The organism is Brucella pecoris, assembly GCF_006376675.1.
Classification (GTDB): Bacteria; Pseudomonadota; Alphaproteobacteria; order Rhizobiales; family Rhizobiaceae; genus Brucella; species Brucella pecoris.
Genome location: NZ_VEWK01000003.1, coordinates 125,750 through 147,931, shown reverse-complemented (window position 1 = coordinate 147,931; position 22,182 = coordinate 125,750). Strand labels below are relative to the sequence as shown.

Sequence of the window (22,182 nt, the reverse complement as noted above, 5' to 3'; positions counted from 1 at the left end):
GAAAAGCACCCCATCACGGATGCTTTTCTTGCCCCGCCATCCCAAAAAGGCCATGCTTGGGGTGCCTTTTCCGGCAAAGAGACAGCGTGCCCGGCTTTTTCAAGCCACTTGGGGTTTGCTTGCCGGTATCTGCCACAGGGATTTGAGAAGAGGATAGGGCTTTATGCGGCAAGGATCGAAATACCGCCCGCTTTATGGTTTGCTGCTCTCGCTTCTGGCGGGAATTGCGATCCCCGCAAGCGGTGCTTTCGCCAAAGCGACAACCGATCCTGCATCGCCTCCTGTCCGCGCCGGTTCGTTTGCCGGGGCCTATCTTGCCGGACGTACCGCCGAATCCGACAATAATCTCGCCACCGCCGTTGATTTCTATCGTCAGGCCATGGCGTTCGATCCGGGCAATGCGCAGATCAAGCAGGATTTGCTGCTGGTTTTGCTGACGGAAGGCCGGTTCAAGGACGCGCTGCCTCTGGCGGAAGAGCTGAAGAACGTCCCGGATATCGAGCGTTTCTCGCGGACGGCGCTGGCCATCGACGCCATTGACCGCAAACAATATCGCAAGGTCGGACCGCTTCTGATGCTGTCGCTGCAATCCGATATGGATCGCCTTGCGACCGGCTTCATGAATGCATGGGTGAAGGTCGGGCAGGGCAATCCCAAACAGGCGCTCGCCGACATCCAGAAAATGCAGGGACCGGAATGGTACGGTTTGTTCCGCACCTATAATTCCGCACTGATAGCCGATCTTGCCGGCCAGAAGCAGGAAGCGCGTGATTTCTATCAGCAGGCTATCGATGATCGACCGGGCGGAAGCGCTGCGCCCGACACGTATGAACGCATCGTGATGGCCTATGCCTCCTTCAAGCTTCGTCAGGGCGACAAGGAAGGTGCGATCAAGACATTGAACGACGCAGCCGAGCTTCTGAACGGTCGCATGACGATCACCGAAATGCGCGAAAAGATCGAGGCTGGCGAGAAATATGGCCGCCTCATCAAAACCGCTCAGGAAGGTACCGCCGAAGCGCTCTATACGCTTGGCACGGCGATCAACCGCAGCGGCGCGGAAGCTTTTGCAAAGCTTTATCTGCAGATGTCATTGCCGCTGCGTCCGGACAATGATGCAACGCTTTATCAGCTCGGCGATATTTCCGCCAAATTGCGCCAGCCGGAAAAGGCCATCGACTATTATGGCCGCGTGCCGGAGAAATCGCCTTATCGCCGCGATGCGGAAATGCAGCGCGCGCTCAATCTGGCTGAAAACGACCAGTCGGCGGAAGCCGTCAAGCAGCTAAAGATTCTGCTTGGCCGTGACAGGACCGACATGCGCACCTATCTGGCGCTCGGTGGCGTTTACGCGCAGGACAAGAATTTTGCCGATGCGGCAAAGATTTATGATGCCGCAGTGGAACAGATCAAGACGCCGGAACGCAAGGATTGGCCAGTCTTTTATCAGCGCGGCATTGCCTATGAGCGCCTGAAGCAATGGGACAAGGCCGAGCCCAATTTCCGCAAGGCTCTGGAGCTTTATCCCGACCAGCCACAGGTGCTGAATTATCTTGGTTATTCCTGGGTCGACCGGGGTGAAAATCTCGATGAAGCGCTGGGCATGATCAAGAAAGCGGTCGAGCTGCGCCCGCAGGACGGCTATATCGTCGATTCGCTTGGTTGGGCCTATTACATGCTGGGCCGATATGACGAGGCGGTGGTCGAACTGGAAAAGGCGGTCAAGCTTCGTCCGGAAGATCCGACGATCAACGACCATATGGGCGATGCCTATTGGCGCGTCGGGCGTCTTCTGGAAGCGACGTTCCAGTGGAACCATGCCATTGCAGGCAAGCCGGAGCCGGAAGATCTCGTCAAGATCGAGGAAAAGCTGAAGAAGGGTCTGCCGGATATTCCGGGACAGTCTGCTGCTGATGCAGCAAAGCCCGCTGAGAAAAAGCCGGAAGCTCCCGCGCCATCGCCTGCGCCTGCTGCACCTTCCGACACGGCTCCTGAAAAGCCGACAACGGACTAAGAGCTTCAGGCTGCGGGTTTCAAGGTGGTGTGACACCGAAACTGGCAGCCCGTGCTTGACCCTGCGTTACGGACAAATTAGACCGGGCCATCATTTCAATTACAAGGCCCGACCCCGTGTCCAGTACGTTGCCAGCACATATGCATCCCACCCGTTCCTTTCAGGGTTTGATCCTGACGCTCCATAACTATTGGGCGGAACACGGTTGCGCCATTCTGCAGCCCTATGACATGGAAGTGGGCGCTGGTACGTTTCACCCGGCAACGACGCTGCGCTCGCTGGGGCCGAAGCCGTGGAAAGCGGCTTATGTGCAGCCGTCACGTCGTCCGAAGGATGGCCGTTATGGTGAAAACCCGAACCGCCTCCAGCACTATTACCAGTATCAGGTCATCATCAAGCCATCGCCACCGAACCTTCAGGACCTCTATCTCGGTTCGCTGCGCGCTATCGGTCTCGATCCGACCCTGCATGACGTGCGCTTCGTGGAAGATGACTGGGAAAGCCCGACGCTCGGCGCATGGGGACTCGGCTGGGAATGCTGGTGCGACGGCATGGAAGTCTCCCAGTTCACCTATTTCCAGCAGGTCTGCGGCATTGAATGCTCGCCGGTTTCCGGCGAACTGACCTATGGTCTCGAGCGCCTCGCCATGTATGTGCAGGGCGTGGACAATGTCTATGACCTCAACTTCAACGGCCTCGAAGGCGACGAGAAGGTCACCTATGGCGATGTGTTCCTGCAGGCCGAGCAGGAATATTCCCGCTACAACTTTGAAATGGCCAATACCGAGGCTTTGCATCAGCATTTCATTGATGCCGAGCGCGAATGCGAGGCTATTCTGAAGGCCGGTGCGCCTGCTCCTGACGCCAATCATAAAATGCATAAGAGCGTTTTCCCGGCCTATGACCAGTGCATTAAGGCATCCCACGTGTTCAATCTGATGGATGCGCGCGGCGTGATCTCGGTCACCGAACGCCAGAGCTACATTCTGCGTGTACGCAATCTCGCGCGCCAGTGCGGCGAGGCGTTCCTTTTGACGGATGCTGGTGGTTTCAATTTCAAGCGCGAGGGCGAGTAATGCCTGACCTACTTCTTGAGCTTTTTTCGGAAGAGATTCCAGCCCGCATGCAGCGCAAGGCTGCCGGTGATCTGAAGAAGATGATTACCGATGGTCTGGTGGAAGCTGGCCTTACTTATGAAGCTGCGACCGCCTATTGGACGCCGCGTCGTCTGACGCTCGATATTCGCGGCCTCACTGTGCGTTCCAAGGACGTCCATGAGGATATCAAGGGCCCGTCGGTCACCGCGCCGGAACAGGCCATTCAGGGCTTTTTGCGCAAGGCGGGCCTGACGGATGTTAGCCAAGCCCATGTGCATTCCGATCCGAAGAAAGGCGATTTCTATGTCGCCCATCTGACAAAGCCGGGCCGCGCGGCGGAAGAGATCGTCGCCGAGCTGGTGCCGCAGACGATCCGCAGTTTCCCGTGGCCGAAATCCATGCGCTGGGGTGCAGCTTCTGCCAAACCGGGCTCGCTTCGTTGGGTGCGCCCGCTGCAATCGATCCTCTGCACCTTCGGTCCTGAAACCGAGGAAACAGTGGTCATCGATTTCGATGTCGACGGTATCAAGTCGGGCAATGTCACCTACGGCCATCGTTTCCTGAGCGACGGTCAGGCAATCAAGGTGCGCCGTTTCGAGGATTATGTCGAAAAACTCGAAAAGGCTTTCGTGGTTCTCGACGCCGAACGCCGCAAGGAAATCATTTCGCAAGACGCGCATAATCTCGCCTTCGCTTCCGGCCTTGAGCTGGTCGAAGACGATGGGCTTCTGGAAGAGGTGTCCGGTCTGGTCGAATGGCCGGTTGTGCTGATGGGCGAGTTCGAGGAAGAATTCCTGGCCATTCCGCCGGAAGTCATCCGCCTCACCATCCGTGCCAACCAGAAGTGCTTCGTCACCCGTCCTTCGATACGCCCCTTCGGGGCTACTCAGGATGAGGGGCGTACCCCATCTCCTCACCCTGAGGAGGCGCGTAGCGCCGTCTCGAAGGGCGAGGAGATGCAGGCGCTTTCCAACAAGTTTATTCTGGTGTCGAATATTGCGGCCCGCGATGGCGGCACGGAAATCGCCTATGGCAATGGCAAGGTCGTGCGTGCACGCCTGTCGGATGCGCTCTATTTCTGGCACACCGATCAGCATGATCTGCCCGACCTCGACAAGCTGGCCGCTTCGGCGGAAAAGTTCGGTCTTGATCTGAAGAAGCCGCTCGATCAGCGCATGGCGCGTCTGGATGCACTGAATGTGACCTTCCATGCCAAGCTTGGCACGCAAGGTGCGCGCGTTGAGCGCATTCGCGAACTGGCTGCGCAGATTGCGCCGCTGGTCGGCGCTGATCCGAAGCTCGCTGCGCGTGCGGCTGTTCTGGCCAAGGCCGATCTGACCACAGAAGTCGTGGGCGAGTTCCCTGAGCTTCAGGGCGCAATGGGTCGCAAATATGCGTTGCTTCAGGGTGAAGACGAAGCCGTCGCCGCTGCAATTGAAGAACACTACAAGCCGCAAGGCCCGTCCGACGTGGTGCCGAAGAACCCGGTTTCGGTTGCCGTTGCGCTGGCCGACAAGCTCGACACGCTGGTTGGCTTCTGGGCGATCGACGAGAAGCCGACAGGTTCGAAAGACCCGTTTGCACTGCGTCGCGCAGCATTGGGCGTGATCCGGTTGCTGCTGTCGCAGGAGTGGAAATTCCCGCTTCTGCCGCTCTTTCGTTCAGCGTTTGCAGCGCTGAAAGAAGGTCAGGTTCAGCGCAAGCTGCGTGAATTTGAAGCCAAACTTGCTGCTGAAAATTCAGGCGATGTCGATGGCGAACAGGATGTTGACAACGCATTGGCCAGCTATGAAAAGCAGGCTCGCGCCGAGGCGGAGGCATCGTCCGAGCCAGTATTGGCCGATCTCCTGTCCTTCCTTCATGACCGTTTCAAGGTGCATCTGAAGGAAGAAGGCGCACGCTACGACGCCATCGACGCAGTGCTTTCACCGGAAGCCGACAATCTGCTGCTGGTCGCGCGTCGTCTGGAAGCGCTGATCGTCTTCATCAATGAGGAAGATGGCAAGAACCTGCTGGCAGGCACCAAGCGCGCCGCCAACATTCTCGCTGCCGAGGAAAAGAAGGGCACCAAGGTTGCAGAGAGCGTAAGCGCTTCCCTTCTCCGTGAAGCGGAAGAAAAGGCGCTGTTCGAAGCGGTTACCCAGGCTTCGCAAGATGCCGAGGCTGCAATTGCCCGTGAAGATTTCAACGGTGCGATGCTGGCACTCGCCAAGCTGCGCGGTCCGGTCGATACATTCTTCGAAAAGGTGCTTGTGAACGACGAGGACGAAAATGTCCGCGCCAATCGTTTGGCATTGCTCGACCAGATTCGTGCGGCAACCGGCAAGGTGGCGGATTTCTCGAAAATCGCTGGCTGATAATCAGCCGCATGCGGCTCCTTTTTCCCTCACCCTGAGGAGCCTCCCTGAGCTTGTCGAAGGGAGGCGTCTCGAAGGGCTGAGGGAAAACGCACAGCGCTTGTCGCGCCTTTCTATTTTGGCTTCTCGATCCTTCGAGACGGGCCCCTACGGGCTTCCTCAGGATGAGGGGCGAGCGGTTGGCACCATTTTTGTTTATTTCAAACTGGGTCTGAGTTCGAGCGAACTGAGGTCGATTTCGTCGGATGCTCCGGCCCAGGGATCGCCGACGACCCGCACCGGATTGGCGGGGTCAAAATCCTCAACCGGCGTAGCGGCAGGCTCAAGCAGATCGTCCGGGACTGGCTGGCCCTGCATACGCGCCATATAGGCACGGGCGCGCTTGCGGCGGGCCTCGATTTCCTTCTGTGCGTCCGTCTCGGCAACCTGCTTTTGCACGCAGGGACCGCAGACCGGCAGGCCATTGGCGCCGATCTTGTCATAGCCGATATAATCTATGGAACCGACCTGATAGGTTGATGGCGTGCGCTCACCTCCGTTTGCGGAAGCAATTGCGGGCAGTCCGATGGCCGTCAGCGAAATAGCGATAAATCGCGATAACATTATTCACCTCACGCATGAATAATATCATCTTGCCCTGAAAAACCTAACAAAACGCAATTTTTCATGCGCAATCATGATCGACTTGCCGCGATTGTGCCCGGATATGGTCCAAGCTTGCTTGCACAGGCGCTTGAGCTTGTGTAGGCAGAACGGGCTTAGAGCGCATTTCGATCTGATTGAGTCAGATCGGCGCTCTAACTGTTTGTTTTGACGCGCATCTTATCCGAAAACCGTTTCACACTTTTCGGGATGCGCTCTAACTTGGGACGCCCGAGAGGCGGAAAACCAGTGACCGATAGTGTCAAATTCGATGATGAGGCAGTCCAGCGCGCAGTAGAAGTGCTGCGGCGCGGCGGTCTTGTCGCCATTCCGACCGAAACAGTCTATGGCCTTGCCGCCGACGCTTCCAACGGCGAGGGTGTGGCCGGTATTTTCGCGGCAAAGGGACGGCCTCAGTTCAACCCACTGATTGCGCATGTGAGCGGCATTGCCATGGCCGAGCGCTATGTCACCTTCGATGCGTTGTCGCGCAAGCTGGCGGAAATGTTCTGGCCCGGCCCGCTGACCATCGTGCTGCCACTGAAGAATAGACAGAATACGGATCGGCCCATCCATCCTCTTGTGACCGCAGGGCTGCAAACCCTTGCCATCCGTATGCCGCTCGGCCGCGTGCGCGATATCATCACGGAACTCGATAGTCCGGTGGCAGCGCCAAGCGCCAACACGTCGGGACGCATCAGCCCGACAAGCGCTCGTGCCGTTGCAGATGATCTGGGCGACAAGCTTGATCTGATCCTCGATGCCGGTCCTTGCGGCGTTGGTGTTGAATCCACCATCGTCAAGGTTGATGGCGATAAAGTGCATCTGCTCCGTCCGGGCGGACTGGCTGCGGAAGAAATCGAGGCAGTCATCGACGAGAAGCTCGTGCGCGCCGACCACACTTCCGCAATTCAGGCACCGGGCATGATGGCGTCGCACTATGCGCCTGATGCTGCGATGCGGCTTGATGTCGGCTCAGTGCAGCCGGGCGAGGCTCTGCTTGCCTTTGGCCCGCAGCGCGTGGCCGGTTCAGATGCGGCAAAGGCGATCATGAACCTGAGCGCTGATGGTAATTTGCGCGAAGCAGCGGCCAATCTGTTCGACTTCATGCGCAGGCTGGACGCGGCAGGTGCCGCCACCATCGCTGTCGAACCTATTCCTTTCGAGGGCCTCGGCGAGGCCATCAATGACCGTCTTAAACGCGCGGCGGCCCCGCGCTAACATCCTCCTATGTAAGAGACAGACTATGCTGGACACCGCTCTGATCGAACGTTTCTCCGCCATCGTGGGCGAAAAGAATGCGCTCACCGCGCCGGAAGATCTCGCCGCTTATCTCATTGAGCAGCGCGATCTCTATCATGGTCGTACGCCGCTTGTTCTTCGTCCGGGTTCGACAGAAGAAGTCGCGGCCATAATGAAACTTGCCAGCGAGACGAAAACGCCTGTGGTGCCGCAGGGTGGCAATACCGGCCTCGTCGGCGGGCAGCAGCCCGACGAAAGCGGCGCGGCCATCATTTTGTCGCTGGGTCGCATGAACCGCATCCGTAATCTCGATACGGTCGGCAATCTGGTAACGCTTGAAGCCGGTGTGATCCTGAAGAACCTTCAGGAAGCTGCTGAAAAAGCCGGTCGCCTGTTTCCGCTGTCACTGGGTGCAGAAGGTTCATGTCAGATCGGCGGTAATCTCGGCTCCAACGCTGGCGGTACGGCAGTGCTTGCCTATGGCAATATGCGTGAGCTTTGCCTTGGCCTCGAAGTCGTGCTGCCAACGGGCGAGATTCTCAACGATCTGCGCTACGTGAAGAAGGACAATACTGGTTACGACCTGAAAGACCTTTTCGTTGGCTCGGAAGGCACGCTTGGAATCATCACGGCAGCCGTGCTGAAAATCTTCCCGCAGCCGAAGGGCAAGGGTGTGGCCTATGCGGGCCTGCGCAATCCGGAAGACGTGCTGAGCCTGTTCCAGCTTGCAACGGAACATGCGGGCCCATCGCTGACCGGCTTCGAATTGATGCCGCGCGTCGGCGTAGAATTCACCGTGCGTCACGTTGATGGCGTGCGCGATCCGCTTGAAAGCCCGCATGACTGGTATGTGCTGATCGATATTTCCTCGTCCCGCTCGGAAGAAGACGCACGCACGACGCTGGAAATGATTCTCACCGAAGCCTTCGAGAACGACATTATTCAGGATGCAGCCATCGCCGAAAGCGTGGCGCAGGCACAGTCCTTCTGGAAAATGCGCGAGGAAATGTCCTGGGCGCAGAAGCCGGAAGGTGGCTCGATCAAGCATGATATTTCCGTGCCGGTTGCTTCCATCCCCGCCTTCATCCACGAAGCCAATGCTGCGACGCTTGAAATGATCCCCGGTGCGCGTATCGTCTGCTTCGGCCATATCGGCGACGGCAATCTGCATTATAACGTTTCGCAGCCTGTCGGCGCTGACAAGGAAGCCTTCCTTGCACGTTGGCACGAACTGAACCACCGTATTCACACGATCGTCGCGAGCTATACGGGGTCGATCTCGGCGGAACATGGCATTGGTCAGCTCAAGCGCGAAGAACTGGCCTTCTTCAAGCAGGATGTTGCGCTCGACCTGATGCGCCGCATCAAGTCGGCCTTCGATCCGGCAGGCATCATGAACCCCGGCAAGGTTCTGTAAAAGTCAGGTTATTCCACGAAGTAAGACGGGCGGTGTTAGAGCGCAGATCTGATTGAATCAGATCTGCGCTCTAACTGTTTTTTTAACGCGCATCTTGTCCGAAAACCGTTTCACACTTTTCGGGATGCGCTTTAACCGCCCGTTTGTTTTAGTAAACGCTTCTTCATAAGAATTTCCGAATTCTTACACCTGGTTGCAATCTGCTAACCAAAGGAAAAGGCAGGAAAAAGTTAACTTAACTCATTAAGCTCATCGGTAATAAACCGCGCCTATTCTCCATCTCAACGAAGAGCAAAAAGCTCGACAAAGGGAAGTCGGAATAACCGGCTCTCAAAAATAAAAAGACAGAGAGACAGAGGCGTCGAAAATGATGAGCAAGGGACTGAAGCCCGATTGGGCAGGACGGGAATTGCGGCTCGATCCGTTTCATTTTCCGCAGGTTGTGAGCTATGCGACCCACGACGGGAGCACCGACGTTACCTTCACCATCAACGAGCGCGGCGCGGTGATCCGGCAGGTTCTACCTTCAAGCGGCCTGCCGATGTCCATCGCCCTCCCGGCCAACGCATTTGTGGGCGTTGCCGCCCGCGCGGTGGAAGATGAGTTCGGCGAAATCACGGTGACGCTGGAGCTGATGCATGAAGATCCACAGCTCTCCGTTCCGTTGCTTGTCGCACATGATCTGACTGACGTTGCCGCCGACTGGCGCGCATGGGCCGCAAGCTTCAATCTGCCGATGATGCTGGTTGAGGAAGACGGTGTCGCCCGCCCGCTTTACGAAAGTACAGGTGCGGTCCGCACCAGCCAGCCGCAAGCTCGTCGTCAGGGACAGGAGCCGCGTCGTCGTCGTCCGCGTTTTCTCGCTCGCCGCAAGACAGGTACGCTTGGCGTCCGTCTGGTGATCTCCGGCAAGGAAATTATCGCAAGGAATTAAATTAGAAAGGGGCGCTTGAGAAAAGCGCCCCCTTCAAAAACTTTGGCTGACCTCCAAAAAGCCCCCGAACGTCTTGGGGCGCATCCCGAAAAGTGGAAACCGGTTTTCGGAAAAGATGCGCCCGCAAAAGAAGACGTTCGGGTTTATTTTTTTCGGCTGAGAAATGCCATGACGGCCTCGCGAGCTTCATCCGAGGTAAGCCGTTCAGCAAAATGTTTGGCCTCACGTGCAATACGTTCGGAAACTTTTTCAGCCGGCATGCGCATCAGCGCACGAGCGATCTGCATGGCCTGCGGCGGCTTGGCAGCGATTTCTTCTGCCGCCTTCATCACTTCCGTTTCCAACGCATCGTCAGCAACGATCTGATAGACAATACCGGCTTCCTGCGCGGCTTCCGCGGTAAATCCATGACCGAGCGCCAGCAGTGCAAATGCTTTCTGATGCCCCATCAACGGTGGTGCCAGCAGGCTGGAAGCTGCTTCCGGCACCAGGCCGAGATCAACGAACGGCGTGCGGAACAAGGCACGCGAGGTTGCAAATGTCAGATCGCAATGCAAGTGGATGGTCGTGCCGATGCCGATGGCAAGGCCATCGACGCCGGAAATGATAGGTTTCTTTGCGCCGGAAAGAGCGCCCAGAAAATCCAGAATGTCATTGCCGAGATTGCCGCCCGACGCAGCAGCCATGAAATCCTGCATGTCATTGCCGGATGAGAATGCACCCGGACTCCCAAGAAACACATGCACACGCACCGCGTCATCGGCATCGCCGTCCGCAAGCGCCTTTGCCATGGTCGCATACATGGCGCGGGTGATGGCGTTCTTCTTGTCGGCACGGTTGAAGCGGATGATCTGGATCGCGCCTTTGCGTTCGATCAGGATATGCTCGCTCATGCTCACGCCTCCAGCGCGGATTTGGCGGCGGCAAGGCTGGCGGCGCCGGTGATGACGGTGTCCTTCAGAGAGGATACTTCGGCGAGTATGTTTTCCGCGAAGAAGCGGCTCAGCACCGCGCGGCTGTTATCGTCGTCGGCAAGTGCCGCACGCGCGAGATAAGCGCCGCCGGAAACGAGCGACAAAAGCCGCTGATAAGGCGTGGCTCCGGCAAGTGCCGCTTCAAGCTGTCCTTCCGCAACCGCCTTTTGCAGCCAATTGGTGGCTTCGCGAGCCTCGGTAATAGCCTTGGAAAGGCGCACGCCGGTTTCGCCGAGTTCCGGGCGATTGGATGCGGTGGCCTTGTCGGCGTCTTCCTGTAATTCTGCAAGGAAACCCTTGATATGTTCACCGTTCCCGAGGGGAAGCTTGCGCGCCACAAGGTCGATGGCCTGAATGCCGTTGGTACCTTCGTAGATCGGGGTGATGCGGGCATCGCGCAGCAATTGCGCAGCACCTGTCTCTTCGATGAAGCCCATGCCGCCGTGAATCTGGATGCCGAGCGAAGCGACATCCACACCTGCGTCGGTCGCAAAACTCTTGGCGAGCGGCGTCAGCAGACCGGCGCGATCCGACCAGAACTGCTGGTCTGCACCGTCCGTCGCATGGCTCATGTCGATGGCATGAGCGCAGGAATAGGTGATCGAACGGGCAACCTGCGTCAGCGCCTTCATGGTCAACAACATGCGCTGCACGTCCGGGTGCTCGATGATCGGGCTCATGCCGTCTTTCGGGTCAGCACCGACGGCGCGGCCCTGCTTGCGTTCCTTGGCATAGGCAAGGGCCTGCTGATAGGCGGCTTCGGCAACGCCGACACCCTGAATGCCGACAAGAAGACGGGCATTGTTCATCATGGTGAACATGCAGGCCAGACCGCGATTTTCCTCGCCGATCAGATAGCCGACTGCCCCCTGTTCCTCACCTTTCACGAAACCATCGCCATAGATCATGGTGCAGGTTGGCGAGGCATGGATGCCCATCTTGTGTTCGAGGCCGGAGCAGAAAAGATCGTTTCTGCGGCCAAGCGAGCCGTCGTTGTTGACAAGGAATTTCGGTACCAGAAATAGCGAAATGCCCTTCGTTCCGGCTGGGGCATCGGGCAGGCGGGCCAGTACCAGATGCACGATGTTGTCGGTCAGGTCATGCTCGCCATAAGTGATGAATATCTTCTGGCCGAAGATGCGGTAGCTGCCGTCATCGGCGCGTTCCGCACGGGTGCGAAGGACACCAAGATCGGAGCCGGCGTGTGGTTCGGTCAGGTTCATCGTGCCCATCCACTCGCCGCTGATGAGCTTTTCGAGATAGATGTCCTTCAATTCCTTGGAGGCGTGTTTTTCGACCGCTTCGACGGCACCCATGGTCAGCGTCGGGGCGATGGCGAAGGCCAGTGTGCCGGAATTCCACATTTCGCTCACTGCCACCGACATCATCGTGGGCAGGCCCTGGCCGCCATAGTCCGGCGTGCCGGTCAGCGAGTTCCAGCCGCCTTCGATCCAGTCGCGGTAAAGTTCTTTCCAGCCCGGCGCGGTCGTAACGACACCGTCCTTGACGGTGGCGCCGTGCTTGTCGCCGGTGATGCGCAGCGGTTCGATCCGCTCGGAAGCAAACTTGCCGGCTTCTTCCAGAATGGCGGCGGCAAGATCGGCGGAAAATTCAGGGAAGCGATTGTCGTCGAGGGCTTTCTCCAACCCTGCAACCTTCATCAGCGTATGGGAAATTTCAGAAACCGGCGCGCGATACATCTTTCCTCCGAGTATGTTTCGCGGACTTCTCCTCGGAAGTCCGCCCTGCGCCGGTGCTTCATGCAATCCGGCAGGAGCCATTTTGGCTGTTCAATACAAGAGCTATCGGCTTATTACGTAAACGTCAATATTATGCAGCGGCTTCACAGCCATTTGTATGGAGGTGAACAAACCAGGCATTATCCGCCTGTGAGGACCGAAACTTGGCCGTTGCAGATTGCTGTCGAGGCTATTTCTTGTCGGCTGGGGTTTCCCGTTCCACGGCGCGCCAGCCGATATCAGAGCGGTAAAAGCCTTCCGGCCAGTCGATGAGCTTCACGGCTTCATAAGCGCGCGCCTGTGCCTCGGCGACCGTTTCGGCAATGGCGGTGATGTTGAGCACGCGGCCTCCGCTGGCGACGATGTTGCCATCCTTCTCCGCCGTTCCCGCGTGGAAAAGCTTGACGCCATCAATGCCTTCGAGCTTGTCGAGATCGCGGATGACGCTGCCCTTCTTCACATTGGATGGATAGCCTTCTGCAGCCATCACCACCGTCAGCGCGGGCTGGTCTTTCCAGTCGAGCGAAACCTGATCCAGCGTGCCATCCACGGCGGCATTGATGAGCGTGAGCAGGTCGCTGTTGAGGCGCATCATCAGCACCTGGCATTCCGGATCACCGAAACGGGTGTTGTATTCGATGAGCTTCGGACCGTCCTTGCCGATCATCAGGCCGAGGAACAGGATGCCGGAGAATGGCGCGCCGATTTCAGCCATGCCGCGCATGGTGGGTTCGATCAGTTCGCGCATGGTGCGTTCGACAATTTCAGGCGTCATCACCGGAGCCGGAGCATAAGCACCCATACCGCCGGTGTTCGGGCCGGTATCGCCGTCGCCGACGCGCTTGTGGTCCTGCGCCGAGCCGAGCGGCAAGGCGGTCTTGCCATCGCAGATGCAGAAGAAGCTTGCTTCTTCACCGTCCAGAAACTCTTCGACCACCACCTCGGCACCGGCGGAACCGAATGCGCCCTCGAAACAGGCATCCACGGCGTCGAGCGCTTCATCGAGCGTCATCGCAACAACCACGCCCTTGCCTGCGGCAAGCCCGTCGGCCTTCACGACGATGGGCGCGCCTTGCTGGCGGATATAGGCCTTAGCCTTGGGCGCATTGTTGAAACGGCCATAAGCGCCCGTTGGAATATCGAAGCGTGCACAAAGATCCTTCGTGAAGCCCTTCGACCCTTCAAGCTGTGCCGCCGCCTTGGAAGGGCCGAACACGCGGATACCTTCGGCGCGCATTTCATCGGCAAGCCCGGCGACAAGTGGCGCTTCCGGCCCAACCACGACGAGATCGATCTTCTTGTCCGTGGCGAAGGCGATCAGTGCCTGATGGTCATCGACGCTGATGTCTACCAGTTCCGCAACCGTTGCAATGCCCGGATTGCCGGGAGCGCAATAGAGTTTCGTCAATGACGGAGAAGCGGACAGTTTCCAGGCAAGAGCATGTTCACGACCGCCAGAACCGATTAAAAGAACTCTCATTGCTTGCTCCGTCTTCGTCGGGGTTATAGTGATGGCTGCATATATCAAGGATTTTGCCATGTCACAGCCCGAACTACACGGATCGATTCAGTCACGCAATGCGCAAGGGCGCGTAAAGGACGCTCCGTCGGGCCATTGGGTCTATAAGTTGCTGCCGCATTGGCTCTGGCCCTATGCACAGCTTGCGCGCTGGGATCGTCCTATCGGATGGCAACTATTGCTCTGGCCATGCTGGTGGTCCGCAGCGCTGGTGGCGGGTGCGGGCGCCAAGCCGGGCGACGGTGCCTGGGCCGTTATGCCTTCGATCTGGCATCTCGTTCTGTTTCTGGTCGGCGCCATTGCCATGCGCGGTGCCGGTTGCACCTATAACGATCTTGTCGATCAGGATATTGACGACAAGGTGGATCGCACGCGTTCAAGGCCGCTGCCCTCGGGGCAGGTGACACGCGGTCAGGCCAAGCTGTTTCTGGTCTTGCAGGCGCTGGTTGGCCTTGGTGTGGTGCTGCAGTTCAACTGGTTTTCCATCGGGCTTGGCATTTTCTCACTTCTGATCGTTGCCGCCTATCCTTTCATGAAGCGCATTACCAACTGGCCGCAATTCGTGCTTGGTCTTGCTTTCTCATGGGGCGCACTCATGGGCTGGGCCGCGGTGGAAGGCTCGCTCAGTCTCGCGCCGGTGTTGCTCTATATCGGCGCGATCCTGTGGACGATTGGCTATGACACGATCTATGCGCATCAGGACAAGGAAGACGATGCGCTGGTGGGCGTGCGCTCCACGGCGCGTCTGTTCGGCAAGCACACCAAGACGGCGCTGATGATCCTTTATGGTGGCGCTATCGGCTTCTTCGCAGCGGCTTTCGCCGTGGCTGAGGTGCCGATGCCAGCACTGGCCGGATTGCTTGCTGCGGGCGTGCATCTCTATCGCCAGATCATCGTGCTCGATATCGACAATCCCGATCAGTGCCTGAAACTGTTCAAATCCAACAATATTGTGGGCTGGCTGATTTTCCTCGGGCTTGTTCTGGGAAGCCTCTGGGTGGCGGTCAAGCCGCTGGTATAAAGAAGAAGGCCACCGTTTCCGGTGGCCTTTTTGTTGGCGGGTTACGGATAGAGCCGTTCCTTGTTCCAGTCGCCCTCCGGTGTCGGGCGTGTAAACAGCACCCGGTCATGCAGGCGGAAGGCTCTGTCATGCCAGAATTCAATCGAAACCGGGCGAATACGGAATCCCGACCAGTAGGACGGGCGAGGAATATCGCCGATGGCATATTTTGCGGTATATTCCGCAACTGCCTTTTCCAGCGCGAACCGGCTTTCCAGCGGGCGTGATTGCTTGGACGCCCAGGCACCGATGCGGCTGCCACGCGGGCGGGAAGCGTAATAGGCATCGGCCTCGGCATCGCTGACTTTCTCCACCGCGCCGCGCACGCGCACTTGACGGCGCAGCGTCTTCCAATGGAAGCACATCGCGGCCTTTTCCGCCGACAGAATTTCCTTGCCTTTGGTGCTTTCATAATTGGTGTAGAAAACGAACCCCTGTTCGTCGAAATCCTTCAGCAGCACCATGCGCACATTGGGCAAGCCATCGGGATCGACGGTTGCCAGTGCGACCGCGTTGGGATCGTTCGGTTCGCTTTCTTTGGCATCGACCAGCCAATCGGCAAAGAGTTTGAATGGTTGGGAGGATTCGGTGAAGTCGTCGCTTGCGTTTGTCATTTTGGGTAATTCAACAGCCTGTCGGAAAATCGCGGCTCATCCCGCAAAGGAATCCCCGCCAAAGAAACCCCAATGGGGCGTGTCGGGAGGGAGCTTCTTCGATAACCGGCATTTTGTCCATGACTTTACCGGGATGCGTCGTCGCAGGAGCCAATCCAGCTTTACTTAGCAGGCAACTTCTTGTAGGGCGCCGATCAAGGTAGGGGCCATGCCAAAACTCGATTTCCTGACGCTTTATATTGTAATCTTCTTAAATTCGCTGACGGTTTGCATAATCTGGACCGCCATCGCTTTATCTTATCGTAAATTCCGGCCTGCAAGGATCTGGCTTCTCTCGACCGCGCTCATGCTGGTCGGAGGCTTCGTTCTGTCACTGCAAGGAAATGAAGGCGCGTTCTGGCCCGCGGTCATCGGCAATACGATCATCATCTACGGCTTCTGCCTTGCCTTTGTCGGAACGCGTTACTTTTACGGCGAAAAAGGCGGCTGGTGGATGGCGATGGGAATATCGCTCGCAAGTTTCTCAGTCATGGCGGCGTTTTATGCAAGCTGGCAGGGACGCAATATCGTCTATGCAGTGGGACAGTCGGTGCCCATGGCGATGACGGTTTATTATCTGGCCCGGCAGAAGCGCATCGGTCTCGGTGGCCAGATTGCGATCGTTGCGTTTGCGCTTGGCATTATCGGACACGCCATCGAGACGGCCTTGAATATTGCCGCATGGGCCGGAGAGTTCGATCAGGCGCTGTACTTTACCATCGAAAGCTACGCGCTTGTCTGTGTGATCTATAGTGGCGTGGTCTGGAATTTCGGTTTCATCGTTATGGCGATGAATCGTCTGCACGGCGACATGGCCAAAGTCGCGGAGACGGATGAACTGACGGGGCTTCCGAACCGTCGCCATTTCATGAAAAGGCTGACGAGGGCTGAACTGGCCTTCAGCGAAGACGGCACAGCCTATAGCGTCCTGCTGATCGATATCGATAATTTCAAGCAATGGAACGACACATACGGCCATGCGCTGGGCGATCAGGCACTTGCACATTTTGCCGATGTTGCAGCCGACATACTGGATCGACGTGGCGTACTGGCACGCCTTGGGGGCGACGAATTTTCGGTTCTGCTTTCCAAGATGCACGAGCGGGAAGCGACCGGGATCGCGCGCGAAATTGTTGCCGCAATCAACGACGCACCGCTTGTATTCAACGGTCAGAAGCTCGCCATGACCGTCAGCATCGGCATAGCAGGCGAGGAAGCTGGCAGTGAGACGAGTGACCTCGACGTTTTCGCCCGGGCCGATCTTGCGCTTTACAAGGTCAAGCAGGCGGGCCGAAACGGCTATGCAACCCGCACAACAACAGTGAATGCGCCCCTTTCTCTTTCTCGCGGAGACAGCCGGGGGCACAGAAAACCGGGAGCATCGTTTGACGGCTGAATAAAGTGGGGAGTTGGGCGTTGTGCTCTGATTCCGATTTGTTTACCTTCCCGGCACACTGCTTGTTAACTCAAGCTCATCCATAATCCCTGCATCTTTAGCGTGTAGAAATAAGGGAATAACGTTGGCTGTCGCGACGGTTCGCCACAAAGACAATCTCTGGAGCCTGAGTTGTGGCACAAATGCGCTGCGCAAGGCCGCGATTGGCATCTGCGTCTTTTCGCTTGCCGGTTGCGCCATGGGTGGTGTGAGCATCGAAAAAGCTGCTCCCGATTCTTCCACGATCACCGGATCAGTAATGCAGCCGCAGCCGGTGGAAACCGATACCGGCAAGCTTTCCGATCAATCCGCTATAAAGAACGTTGTTTCCGCGCTCAATTTCATGGAATGGGGCAAAAAGCCTGTACCATGGGCCAACCCCGAAACGGGCAGCCAGGGCACGATCACGACGATTGCCGAGAACAGCAAGAACAATCAGCTTTGCCGTGAGTTCGAAACCTCGCGTGAAGCTTTCGACGGTGTTTCCATTTATCGCGGCGAGACTTGCATGCAGCGTGGCGGTCAATGGACGGTGACTTCTTTCGCTCCGATCTGAATGTCAGATCCGAAAACCGCCTGTCCTCCTGCCGCTTTTTGATCTGGACACGGAAAAGAAAAGCTCGGCCTGACTGGAACTTTTCCGGCCGGATGCGCATATTATGGGCAACGAATCCTATGTATCTCACAGTATTTTCCTGAAAGAGGAACTATATGCGCGATCCCTATACCGTGCTGGGCGTCGCCAAAACGGCGAAGCCCGAGGAAATAAAATCGGCTTTTCGCAAACTGGCCAAAAAGCACCATCCGGATCAGAACAAGGACGATCCGAAGGCGCAGGAGCACTTTGCAGAACTGAACCAGGCCTATGAAATTCTGGGTGACAAAGACAAGCGCGGACAATTCGACCGTGGCGAAATCGATGCCGAAGGCAAGCCCGCGTTTCAGGGTTTCACCGGCGGGCAAGGTTTCGGCGGCAGTCACGGCGACCCGTTTGCCGGTTTCAGGCAAGGTGGCGGCGGCAATGGCCATTTCGAATTTCGTTCCGGGCCCGGTGGCTCTCAGCAAGGCGGCTTCGGCGGTGCGGAAGATATTCTGAACGATCTTTTCGGCGGCGCTTTTGGTGGAGGCGCCCGCGCTGGCGGTGCGCGCCAGCGTGGCCCGGCCAAGGGAGCCGACCTTTCGGCATCAATCGATATTACGCTGGAACAGGCGGTCGGTGCGGAAAAGGTCGAGGCGATCTTTCCGAATGGCAAGCATCTGAAGATCAAACTGCCGAAATTCATCGAAGACGGGCAGACCATCCGCCTGAAAGGGCAGGGCGAACCGTCGATGGGCGGGACGGCGGGTGATGCGCTCGTTACGATTCACTTCAAGGCGCATCCGCGGTTTCGACTGGAAGGACGCGACGTTCATATAGATCTGCCGGTTGAACTTGCCGACGCCGTTCTTGGTGGCAAGCAGGAAGTCGAAACACTCGATGGACGGATTGCAGTGAAAATACCGGCCTGGTCGAGTTCTGATCGCGTGCTGCGCCTGAAAGAAAAAGGCCTTCCGCTGAAAGCTGGCGGGCGCGGTGACCTGTACGTGCATGTGCGGATCATGCTGCCGGAAGGCGGCGACAAGGAACTGGAGGAATTCCTGCAAAAGCGCAAAGTTGCCTAACTTCATATTCAATCGGTTCAAGCCGGGTGTTGTCTCTTTGCGGCAGTAAAGTGACAATGCCCGGCTTTTTCACTGCAATTGCTTGAAGGAGAGCCGAGCCTGTGCGATAGGGCAAGAAGTTAATTGTTTCAATGAGGACCCCTAATGACCGCACAGTCAGGTTTGTTGCAGGGCAAGCGTGGATTGATTCTGGGCGTCGCCAACAACCGCTCCATTGCATGGGGTATTGCCAAGGCCGCTCGCGATGCAGGCGCAGAGCTCGCATTCACCTATCAGGGCGATGCATTGAAGAAGCGGGTCGAACCGCTGGCTGAAGAACTTGGCGCATTCGTTGCCGGACATTGCGATGTGGCTGATGCTGCCAGCATCGATGCTGTTTTCGAAACGCTTGAAAAGAAGTGGGGCAAGCTCGACTTCGTCGTGCACGCCATCGGCTTTTCCGACAAGGATGAGCTGACGGGCCGTTATGTCGATACGTCGGAAGCCAATTTCACCAATACGATGCTGATCTCGGTCTACTCGCTGACGGCGATTTCTCGCCGTGCGGAAAAGCTGATGGCTGATGGCGGTTCTATCCTGACGCTGACTTATTACGGCGCCGAGAAGGTCATGCCGAACTATAATGTCATGGGTGTGGCCAAGGCTGCTCTCGAAGCAAGCGTGAAATACCTGGCCGTTGACCTTGGCCCGCAGAACATTCGCGTTAATGCAATCTCGGCTGGTCCGATCAAGACGCTTGCCGCTTCGGGCATTGGTGATTTCCGCTACATCCTCAAGTGGAACGAGTACAACGCGCCGCTGCGTCGTACCGTCACCATCGAGGAAGTGGGCGATGTCGGCCTCTATTTCCTTTCCGACCTGTCCCGTTCGGTGACCGGCGAAGTCCACCACGCGGATAGCGGCTATCATGTCATCGGCATGAAGGCGGTTGACGCTCCGGATATTTCGGTCGTGAAAGACTGAAGCAGCGAATACAAAATCCCGAAAAGTTGACCGGCTTTTCGGGATTTTTCTTTGTCCTTTCCGATGCGGAAAGTTATCCAGATTATTCATTGACGACAGATAGAGGTAGGGCTGTGGCTCGGGAGATCATCTACTTTTCGCGTCACGGTGAGACGGACTGGAATGTTTCGCAGCGCATTCAGGGACAGCTCGATATCGATATCAACGATAATGGGCGCAGCCAGGCCGACCGTAACGGCGACATGCTGAAATCGCTGATCGGTGACGGCGCAGGCTTTGACTTCGTTGCAAGCCCGCTACGCCGCACCCGCGAGACGATGGAGCGCATTCGTCTGCGCATGGGGCTCGATCCTTACGATTACCGTACTGACCCGCAACTGATGGAAGTCAATTTCGGCGACTGGCAGGGCTTCATGATGGAAGACATTGCCAAGGAGCGGGAGGATCTTCTGGAAGCACGCGCCCGCGACAAGTGGAATTTCGTGCCGCCGGGTACAACCGCCGAAAGCTATATGGGCCTCTCGCGCCGTATCGGGCGCTGGGTGGAAGCTGTGGAATGGCCGACTGTCTGCGTGACGCATGGCGGCTGCATTCGCACGCTGTTTTACCTTTACGGCGATATGGATGGCCATACCGCTGCCAATCTTTCCATCCCGCAGGACAAGATTCTGAAGTTCGAAAACGGCAAGCTTGAGTGGGTTTGAATGCGGAAATGAACTGAGCGGCTCAAGTGCCGCTCTTTCTTCTTCCGGGATAAGGCTCTGAGCTTACGGCGCTTCCTGAATGTCGGTGATGAAGCGCGTGCTGTCGACCATATCGTAGATGATGAGGACTTTCATGCCCTTGTTGATCGCACTGTAATCGAACTCGCCGGGCAGCTTGTATGTCTGGCCGTCATCCAGCGTTATGGTTTCGCTGTCCTTGTTGATACCGGTGATCTTGCCTTCGGCATCGTCTGCCATCGCCACTGTCGAGAAGAGCGACGCCACGATGAGAATTAATCCGACCAGATAATGCATGACTTTCCGTTCCTTTGGTTGTGCCTCGGGTTGGGTTGTCGCCTGACCGATTCGACACGATTGTCGCTACGAAGTGTTTCAGCGCCTTGCGCCCTGTATCCCACAGTGTAGCGTGCGGAATGTGTCAAAAAAAATGCCGGATATCGATCTTCAGAAGGAAATTTTACGTCACCAAAGAGCTTGATTTGACCGGCGTCAAAAAGCTCAATAAAACCGGCCCGTAAAGTAGCTGCTCTCTCCTTGACCTGCTGCGGACAAGGACAATTTATTCAGGCGTCGCGCATGTCTCACAATAGTTTCGGTCATCTGTTCCGCGTAACCACCTGGGGCGAAAGCCACGGTCTGGCGCTCGGTTGCGTTGTTGACGGCTGCCCGCCCGGCATCACGTTTACGGAAGCCGAAATTCAGGCCTATCTCGACAAGCGCAAACCCGGCCAGTCCAAATATACGACGCAGCGCCGTGAGCCGGATCAGGTTCGCGTGCTTTCCGGTGTTCTTCTCGGCGACGACGGCGTCACCATGACGACGACCGGTACGCCGATCTCGATGATGATCGAGAACACCGATCAGCGCTCGAAGGATTATGGCGAGATTGCCCGCCAGTATCGTCCGGGCCATGCCGATTATACTTATGACGTCAAATACGGCATTCGCGACTATCGCGGCGGCGGGCGTTCGTCGGCGCGCGAAACGGCGGCCCGTGTTGCAGCAGGCGCCATCGCCCGCAAGATCGTGCCGGGGCTGGAAGTCAAGGGCGCGCTGGTCGCCATGGGTGTGCATGGTATCGACCGCCGCCGCTGGAACTGGTCCGAAGTGGACAACAATCCTTTCTTCTCGCCGGATGCAGGTTCGGTCGAGCTGTTTGCGGATTATCTCGATGGTATCCGCAAGAGCGGATCGTCGGTTGGCGCGGTCATCGAGATCGTTGCTGAAGGTGTGCCTGCTGGTATCGGAGCGCCGATCTACGGCAAGCTCGATCAGGATATTGCAAGCCTGCTGATGTCGATCAACGCCGTGAAGGGTGTGGAAATCGGCAACGGTTTCGAGGCTGCCCGTCTCACCGGTGAAGAAAACGCTGACGAAATGCGTATGGGTAATGACGGCAAGCCGCTGTTTTTGTCCAATCATGCCGGCGGCATCCTGGGCGGTATTGCGACAGGCGCGCCGGTGGTGGCGCGTTTCGCGGTTAAGCCAACCTCGTCGATCCTGACGCCGCGCCGCTCCATCGACAAGGATGGCAAGGAAGTGGATGTGATGACCAAGGGCCGTCACGATCCATGTGTGGGTATTCGCGCCGTGCCGATCGGTGAGGCGATGGTGGCATGCGCAATTGCCGATCATTATCTGCGTCACCGCGGCCAAACTGGCCGCGTCTGAATAACTTGGGGCCAAACTGGCCGCGTTTGATTGAATTAGGCCAGACTGGCCATATCTGACCGACGATTGGGCCCGTTG

The 22,182-nt window shown here is 57.4% G+C and carries 19 protein-coding genes; 13 read left to right on the top strand and 6 right to left on the bottom strand.

Annotated features, from left to right (window positions below; genetic code table 11):
• The first annotated feature begins 163 nt into the window (after nucleotides 1-163).
• The 3 genes from FIB18_RS07270 to glyS all read left to right on the top strand — a co-directional run bounded on the left by FIB18_RS07270 (nucleotide 164) and on the right by glyS (nucleotide 5,468).
• Complete coding sequence (locus FIB18_RS07270) at nucleotides 164-2,014, top strand: tetratricopeptide repeat protein (RefSeq protein WP_140020063.1); 1,851 nt, start codon at nucleotides 164-166, stop codon at nucleotides 2,012-2,014.
• Nucleotides 2,015-2,154: 140 nt separating this feature from the next.
• A complete protein-coding gene (locus tag FIB18_RS07265; RefSeq protein ID WP_140020361.1) occupies nucleotides 2,155-3,090 on the top strand; it encodes a glycine--tRNA ligase subunit alpha in 936 nt (311 codons plus the stop codon).
• Nucleotides 3,090-5,468, top strand: coding sequence for a glycine--tRNA ligase subunit beta (gene glyS, locus FIB18_RS07260; RefSeq protein ID WP_140020062.1), 2,379 nt, complete (start codon nucleotides 3,090-3,092; stop codon nucleotides 5,466-5,468). The genes FIB18_RS07265 and glyS overlap by 1 nt, the downstream gene beginning before the upstream one ends.
• Before the next feature lie 195 nt (nucleotides 5,469-5,663).
• Here the strand turns inward: glyS and FIB18_RS07255 are convergent, their stop codons facing one another.
• Nucleotides 5,664-6,071 carry a hypothetical protein gene (locus FIB18_RS07255; protein ID WP_140020061.1) on the bottom strand — a complete coding sequence of 136 codons (408 nt, stop codon included), beginning with the start codon at nucleotides 6,069-6,071 and terminating at the stop codon, nucleotides 5,664-5,666.
• Between the two features lie 288 nt (nucleotides 6,072-6,359).
• Between FIB18_RS07255 and FIB18_RS07250 the strand changes: the two genes are divergently transcribed.
• From FIB18_RS07250 to FIB18_RS07235, 3 genes are all read left to right on the top strand, one after another.
• Nucleotides 6,360-7,331, top strand: coding sequence for an L-threonylcarbamoyladenylate synthase (locus tag FIB18_RS07250; RefSeq protein ID WP_140020060.1), 972 nt, complete (start codon nucleotides 6,360-6,362; stop codon nucleotides 7,329-7,331).
• A 25-nt stretch (nucleotides 7,332-7,356) separates the two neighbouring features.
• The gene (locus FIB18_RS07245) at nucleotides 7,357-8,769 is read left to right on the top strand and encodes an FAD-binding oxidoreductase (protein WP_140020059.1); all 1,413 of its coding nucleotides are present in this window, start codon (nucleotides 7,357-7,359) and stop codon (nucleotides 8,767-8,769) included.
• Nucleotides 8,770-9,136: 367 nt separating this feature from the next.
• Nucleotides 9,137-9,703: a DUF6101 family protein gene (locus FIB18_RS07235; RefSeq protein WP_140020058.1), complete on the top strand. Its 567-nt coding sequence runs from the start codon at nucleotides 9,137-9,139 to the stop codon at nucleotides 9,701-9,703.
• Nucleotides 9,704-9,846: 143 nt separating this feature from the next.
• Here the strand turns inward: FIB18_RS07235 and FIB18_RS07230 are convergent, their stop codons facing one another.
• The 3 genes from FIB18_RS07230 to purD all read right to left on the bottom strand — a co-directional run bounded on the left by FIB18_RS07230 (nucleotide 9,847) and on the right by purD (nucleotide 13,896).
• Entirely contained in the window at nucleotides 9,847-10,596 is a 750-nt protein-coding gene (locus FIB18_RS07230) for a crotonase/enoyl-CoA hydratase family protein (RefSeq protein ID WP_140020057.1), read from the bottom strand.
• 2 nt (nucleotides 10,597-10,598) lie between these two features.
• Complete coding sequence (locus FIB18_RS07225) at nucleotides 10,599-12,377, bottom strand: acyl-CoA dehydrogenase (protein ID WP_140020056.1); 1,779 nt, start codon at nucleotides 12,375-12,377, stop codon at nucleotides 10,599-10,601.
• Between the two features lie 229 nt (nucleotides 12,378-12,606).
• Nucleotides 12,607-13,896, bottom strand: coding sequence for a phosphoribosylamine--glycine ligase (gene purD / locus FIB18_RS07220; RefSeq protein ID WP_140020055.1), 1,290 nt, complete (start codon nucleotides 13,894-13,896; stop codon nucleotides 12,607-12,609).
• A 58-nt stretch (nucleotides 13,897-13,954) separates the two neighbouring features.
• Here purD and ubiA point away from each other — a divergent pair, with 58 nt between their 5' ends.
• Nucleotides 13,955-14,956: a 4-hydroxybenzoate octaprenyltransferase gene (ubiA, locus tag FIB18_RS07215; RefSeq protein ID WP_140020360.1), complete on the top strand. Its 1,002-nt coding sequence runs from the start codon at nucleotides 13,955-13,957 to the stop codon at nucleotides 14,954-14,956.
• 41 nt (nucleotides 14,957-14,997) lie between these two features.
• Here ubiA and pdxH read toward each other — a convergent pair whose 3' ends face one another.
• Complete coding sequence (gene pdxH / locus FIB18_RS07210) at nucleotides 14,998-15,609, bottom strand: pyridoxamine 5'-phosphate oxidase (protein WP_140020054.1); 612 nt, start codon at nucleotides 15,607-15,609, stop codon at nucleotides 14,998-15,000.
• A gap of 208 nt (nucleotides 15,610-15,817) precedes the next feature.
• Here pdxH and FIB18_RS07205 point away from each other — a divergent pair, with 208 nt between their 5' ends.
• The 5 genes from FIB18_RS07205 (at nucleotide 15,818) to FIB18_RS07180 (ending at nucleotide 20,412) form a co-directional block, all read left to right on the top strand.
• Nucleotides 15,818-17,044, top strand: a complete 1,227-nt coding sequence (locus tag FIB18_RS07205) for a GGDEF domain-containing protein (RefSeq protein ID WP_140020053.1) — start codon at nucleotides 15,818-15,820, stop codon at nucleotides 17,042-17,044.
• A gap of 166 nt (nucleotides 17,045-17,210) precedes the next feature.
• Complete coding sequence (locus FIB18_RS07200; RefSeq protein ID WP_235894860.1) at nucleotides 17,211-17,639, top strand: RT0821/Lpp0805 family surface protein; 429 nt, start codon at nucleotides 17,211-17,213, stop codon at nucleotides 17,637-17,639.
• Between the two features lie 155 nt (nucleotides 17,640-17,794).
• Entirely contained in the window at nucleotides 17,795-18,745 is a 951-nt protein-coding gene (locus FIB18_RS07195; protein WP_140020052.1) for a DnaJ C-terminal domain-containing protein, read from the top strand.
• A 144-nt stretch (nucleotides 18,746-18,889) separates the two neighbouring features.
• The gene (gene fabI, locus FIB18_RS07185; protein ID WP_006466187.1) at nucleotides 18,890-19,708 is read left to right on the top strand and encodes an enoyl-ACP reductase FabI; all 819 of its coding nucleotides are present in this window, start codon (nucleotides 18,890-18,892) and stop codon (nucleotides 19,706-19,708) included.
• 113 nt (nucleotides 19,709-19,821) lie between these two features.
• On the top strand, nucleotides 19,822-20,412 hold the full coding sequence (locus tag FIB18_RS07180) for a histidine phosphatase family protein (protein ID WP_140020050.1): 591 nt from the start codon (nucleotides 19,822-19,824) through the stop codon (nucleotides 20,410-20,412).
• Between the two features lie 63 nt (nucleotides 20,413-20,475).
• Here the strand turns inward: FIB18_RS07180 and FIB18_RS07175 are convergent, their stop codons facing one another.
• Nucleotides 20,476-20,727 carry a DUF1344 domain-containing protein gene (locus FIB18_RS07175; RefSeq protein WP_010658359.1) on the bottom strand — a complete coding sequence of 84 codons (252 nt, stop codon included), beginning with the start codon at nucleotides 20,725-20,727 and terminating at the stop codon, nucleotides 20,476-20,478.
• 282 nt (nucleotides 20,728-21,009) lie between these two features.
• Between FIB18_RS07175 and aroC the strand changes: the two genes are divergently transcribed.
• The gene (aroC, locus tag FIB18_RS07170; RefSeq protein WP_061345114.1) at nucleotides 21,010-22,104 is read left to right on the top strand and encodes a chorismate synthase; all 1,095 of its coding nucleotides are present in this window, start codon (nucleotides 21,010-21,012) and stop codon (nucleotides 22,102-22,104) included.
• Nucleotides 22,105-22,182: the final 78 nt, after the last annotated feature.

Coding starts and splice junctions, on each gene's coding strand:
- FIB18_RS07270 (WP_140020063.1), top strand. CDS start 164: ATGCGGCAAGGATCGAAATACCGCCCGCTTTATGGTTTGCTGCTCTCG.
- FIB18_RS07265 (WP_140020361.1), top strand. CDS start 2,155: ATGCATCCCACCCGTTCCTTTCAGGGTTTGATCCTGACGCTCCATAAC.
- glyS (WP_140020062.1), top strand. CDS start 3,090: ATGCCTGACCTACTTCTTGAGCTTTTTTCGGAAGAGATTCCAGCCCGC.
- FIB18_RS07255 (WP_140020061.1), bottom strand. CDS start 6,071: ATGTTATCGCGATTTATCGCTATTTCGCTGACGGCCATCGGACTGCCC.
- FIB18_RS07245 (WP_140020059.1), top strand. CDS start 7,357: ATGCTGGACACCGCTCTGATCGAACGTTTCTCCGCCATCGTGGGCGAA.
- FIB18_RS07235 (WP_140020058.1), top strand. CDS start 9,137: ATGATGAGCAAGGGACTGAAGCCCGATTGGGCAGGACGGGAATTGCGG.
- FIB18_RS07230 (WP_140020057.1), bottom strand. CDS start 10,596: ATGAGCGAGCATATCCTGATCGAACGCAAAGGCGCGATCCAGATCATC.
- FIB18_RS07225 (WP_140020056.1), bottom strand. CDS start 12,377: ATGTATCGCGCGCCGGTTTCTGAAATTTCCCATACGCTGATGAAGGTT.
- purD (WP_140020055.1), bottom strand. CDS start 13,896: ATGAGAGTTCTTTTAATCGGTTCTGGCGGTCGTGAACATGCTCTTGCC.
- ubiA (WP_140020360.1), top strand. CDS start 13,955: ATGTCACAGCCCGAACTACACGGATCGATTCAGTCACGCAATGCGCAA.
- pdxH (WP_140020054.1), bottom strand. CDS start 15,609: ATGACAAACGCAAGCGACGACTTCACCGAATCCTCCCAACCATTCAAA.
- FIB18_RS07205 (WP_140020053.1), top strand. CDS start 15,818: ATGCCAAAACTCGATTTCCTGACGCTTTATATTGTAATCTTCTTAAAT.
- FIB18_RS07195 (WP_140020052.1), top strand. CDS start 17,795: ATGCGCGATCCCTATACCGTGCTGGGCGTCGCCAAAACGGCGAAGCCC.
- fabI (WP_006466187.1), top strand. CDS start 18,890: ATGACCGCACAGTCAGGTTTGTTGCAGGGCAAGCGTGGATTGATTCTG.
- FIB18_RS07175 (WP_010658359.1), bottom strand. CDS start 20,727: ATGCATTATCTGGTCGGATTAATTCTCATCGTGGCGTCGCTCTTCTCG.
- aroC (WP_061345114.1), top strand. CDS start 21,010: ATGTCTCACAATAGTTTCGGTCATCTGTTCCGCGTAACCACCTGGGGC.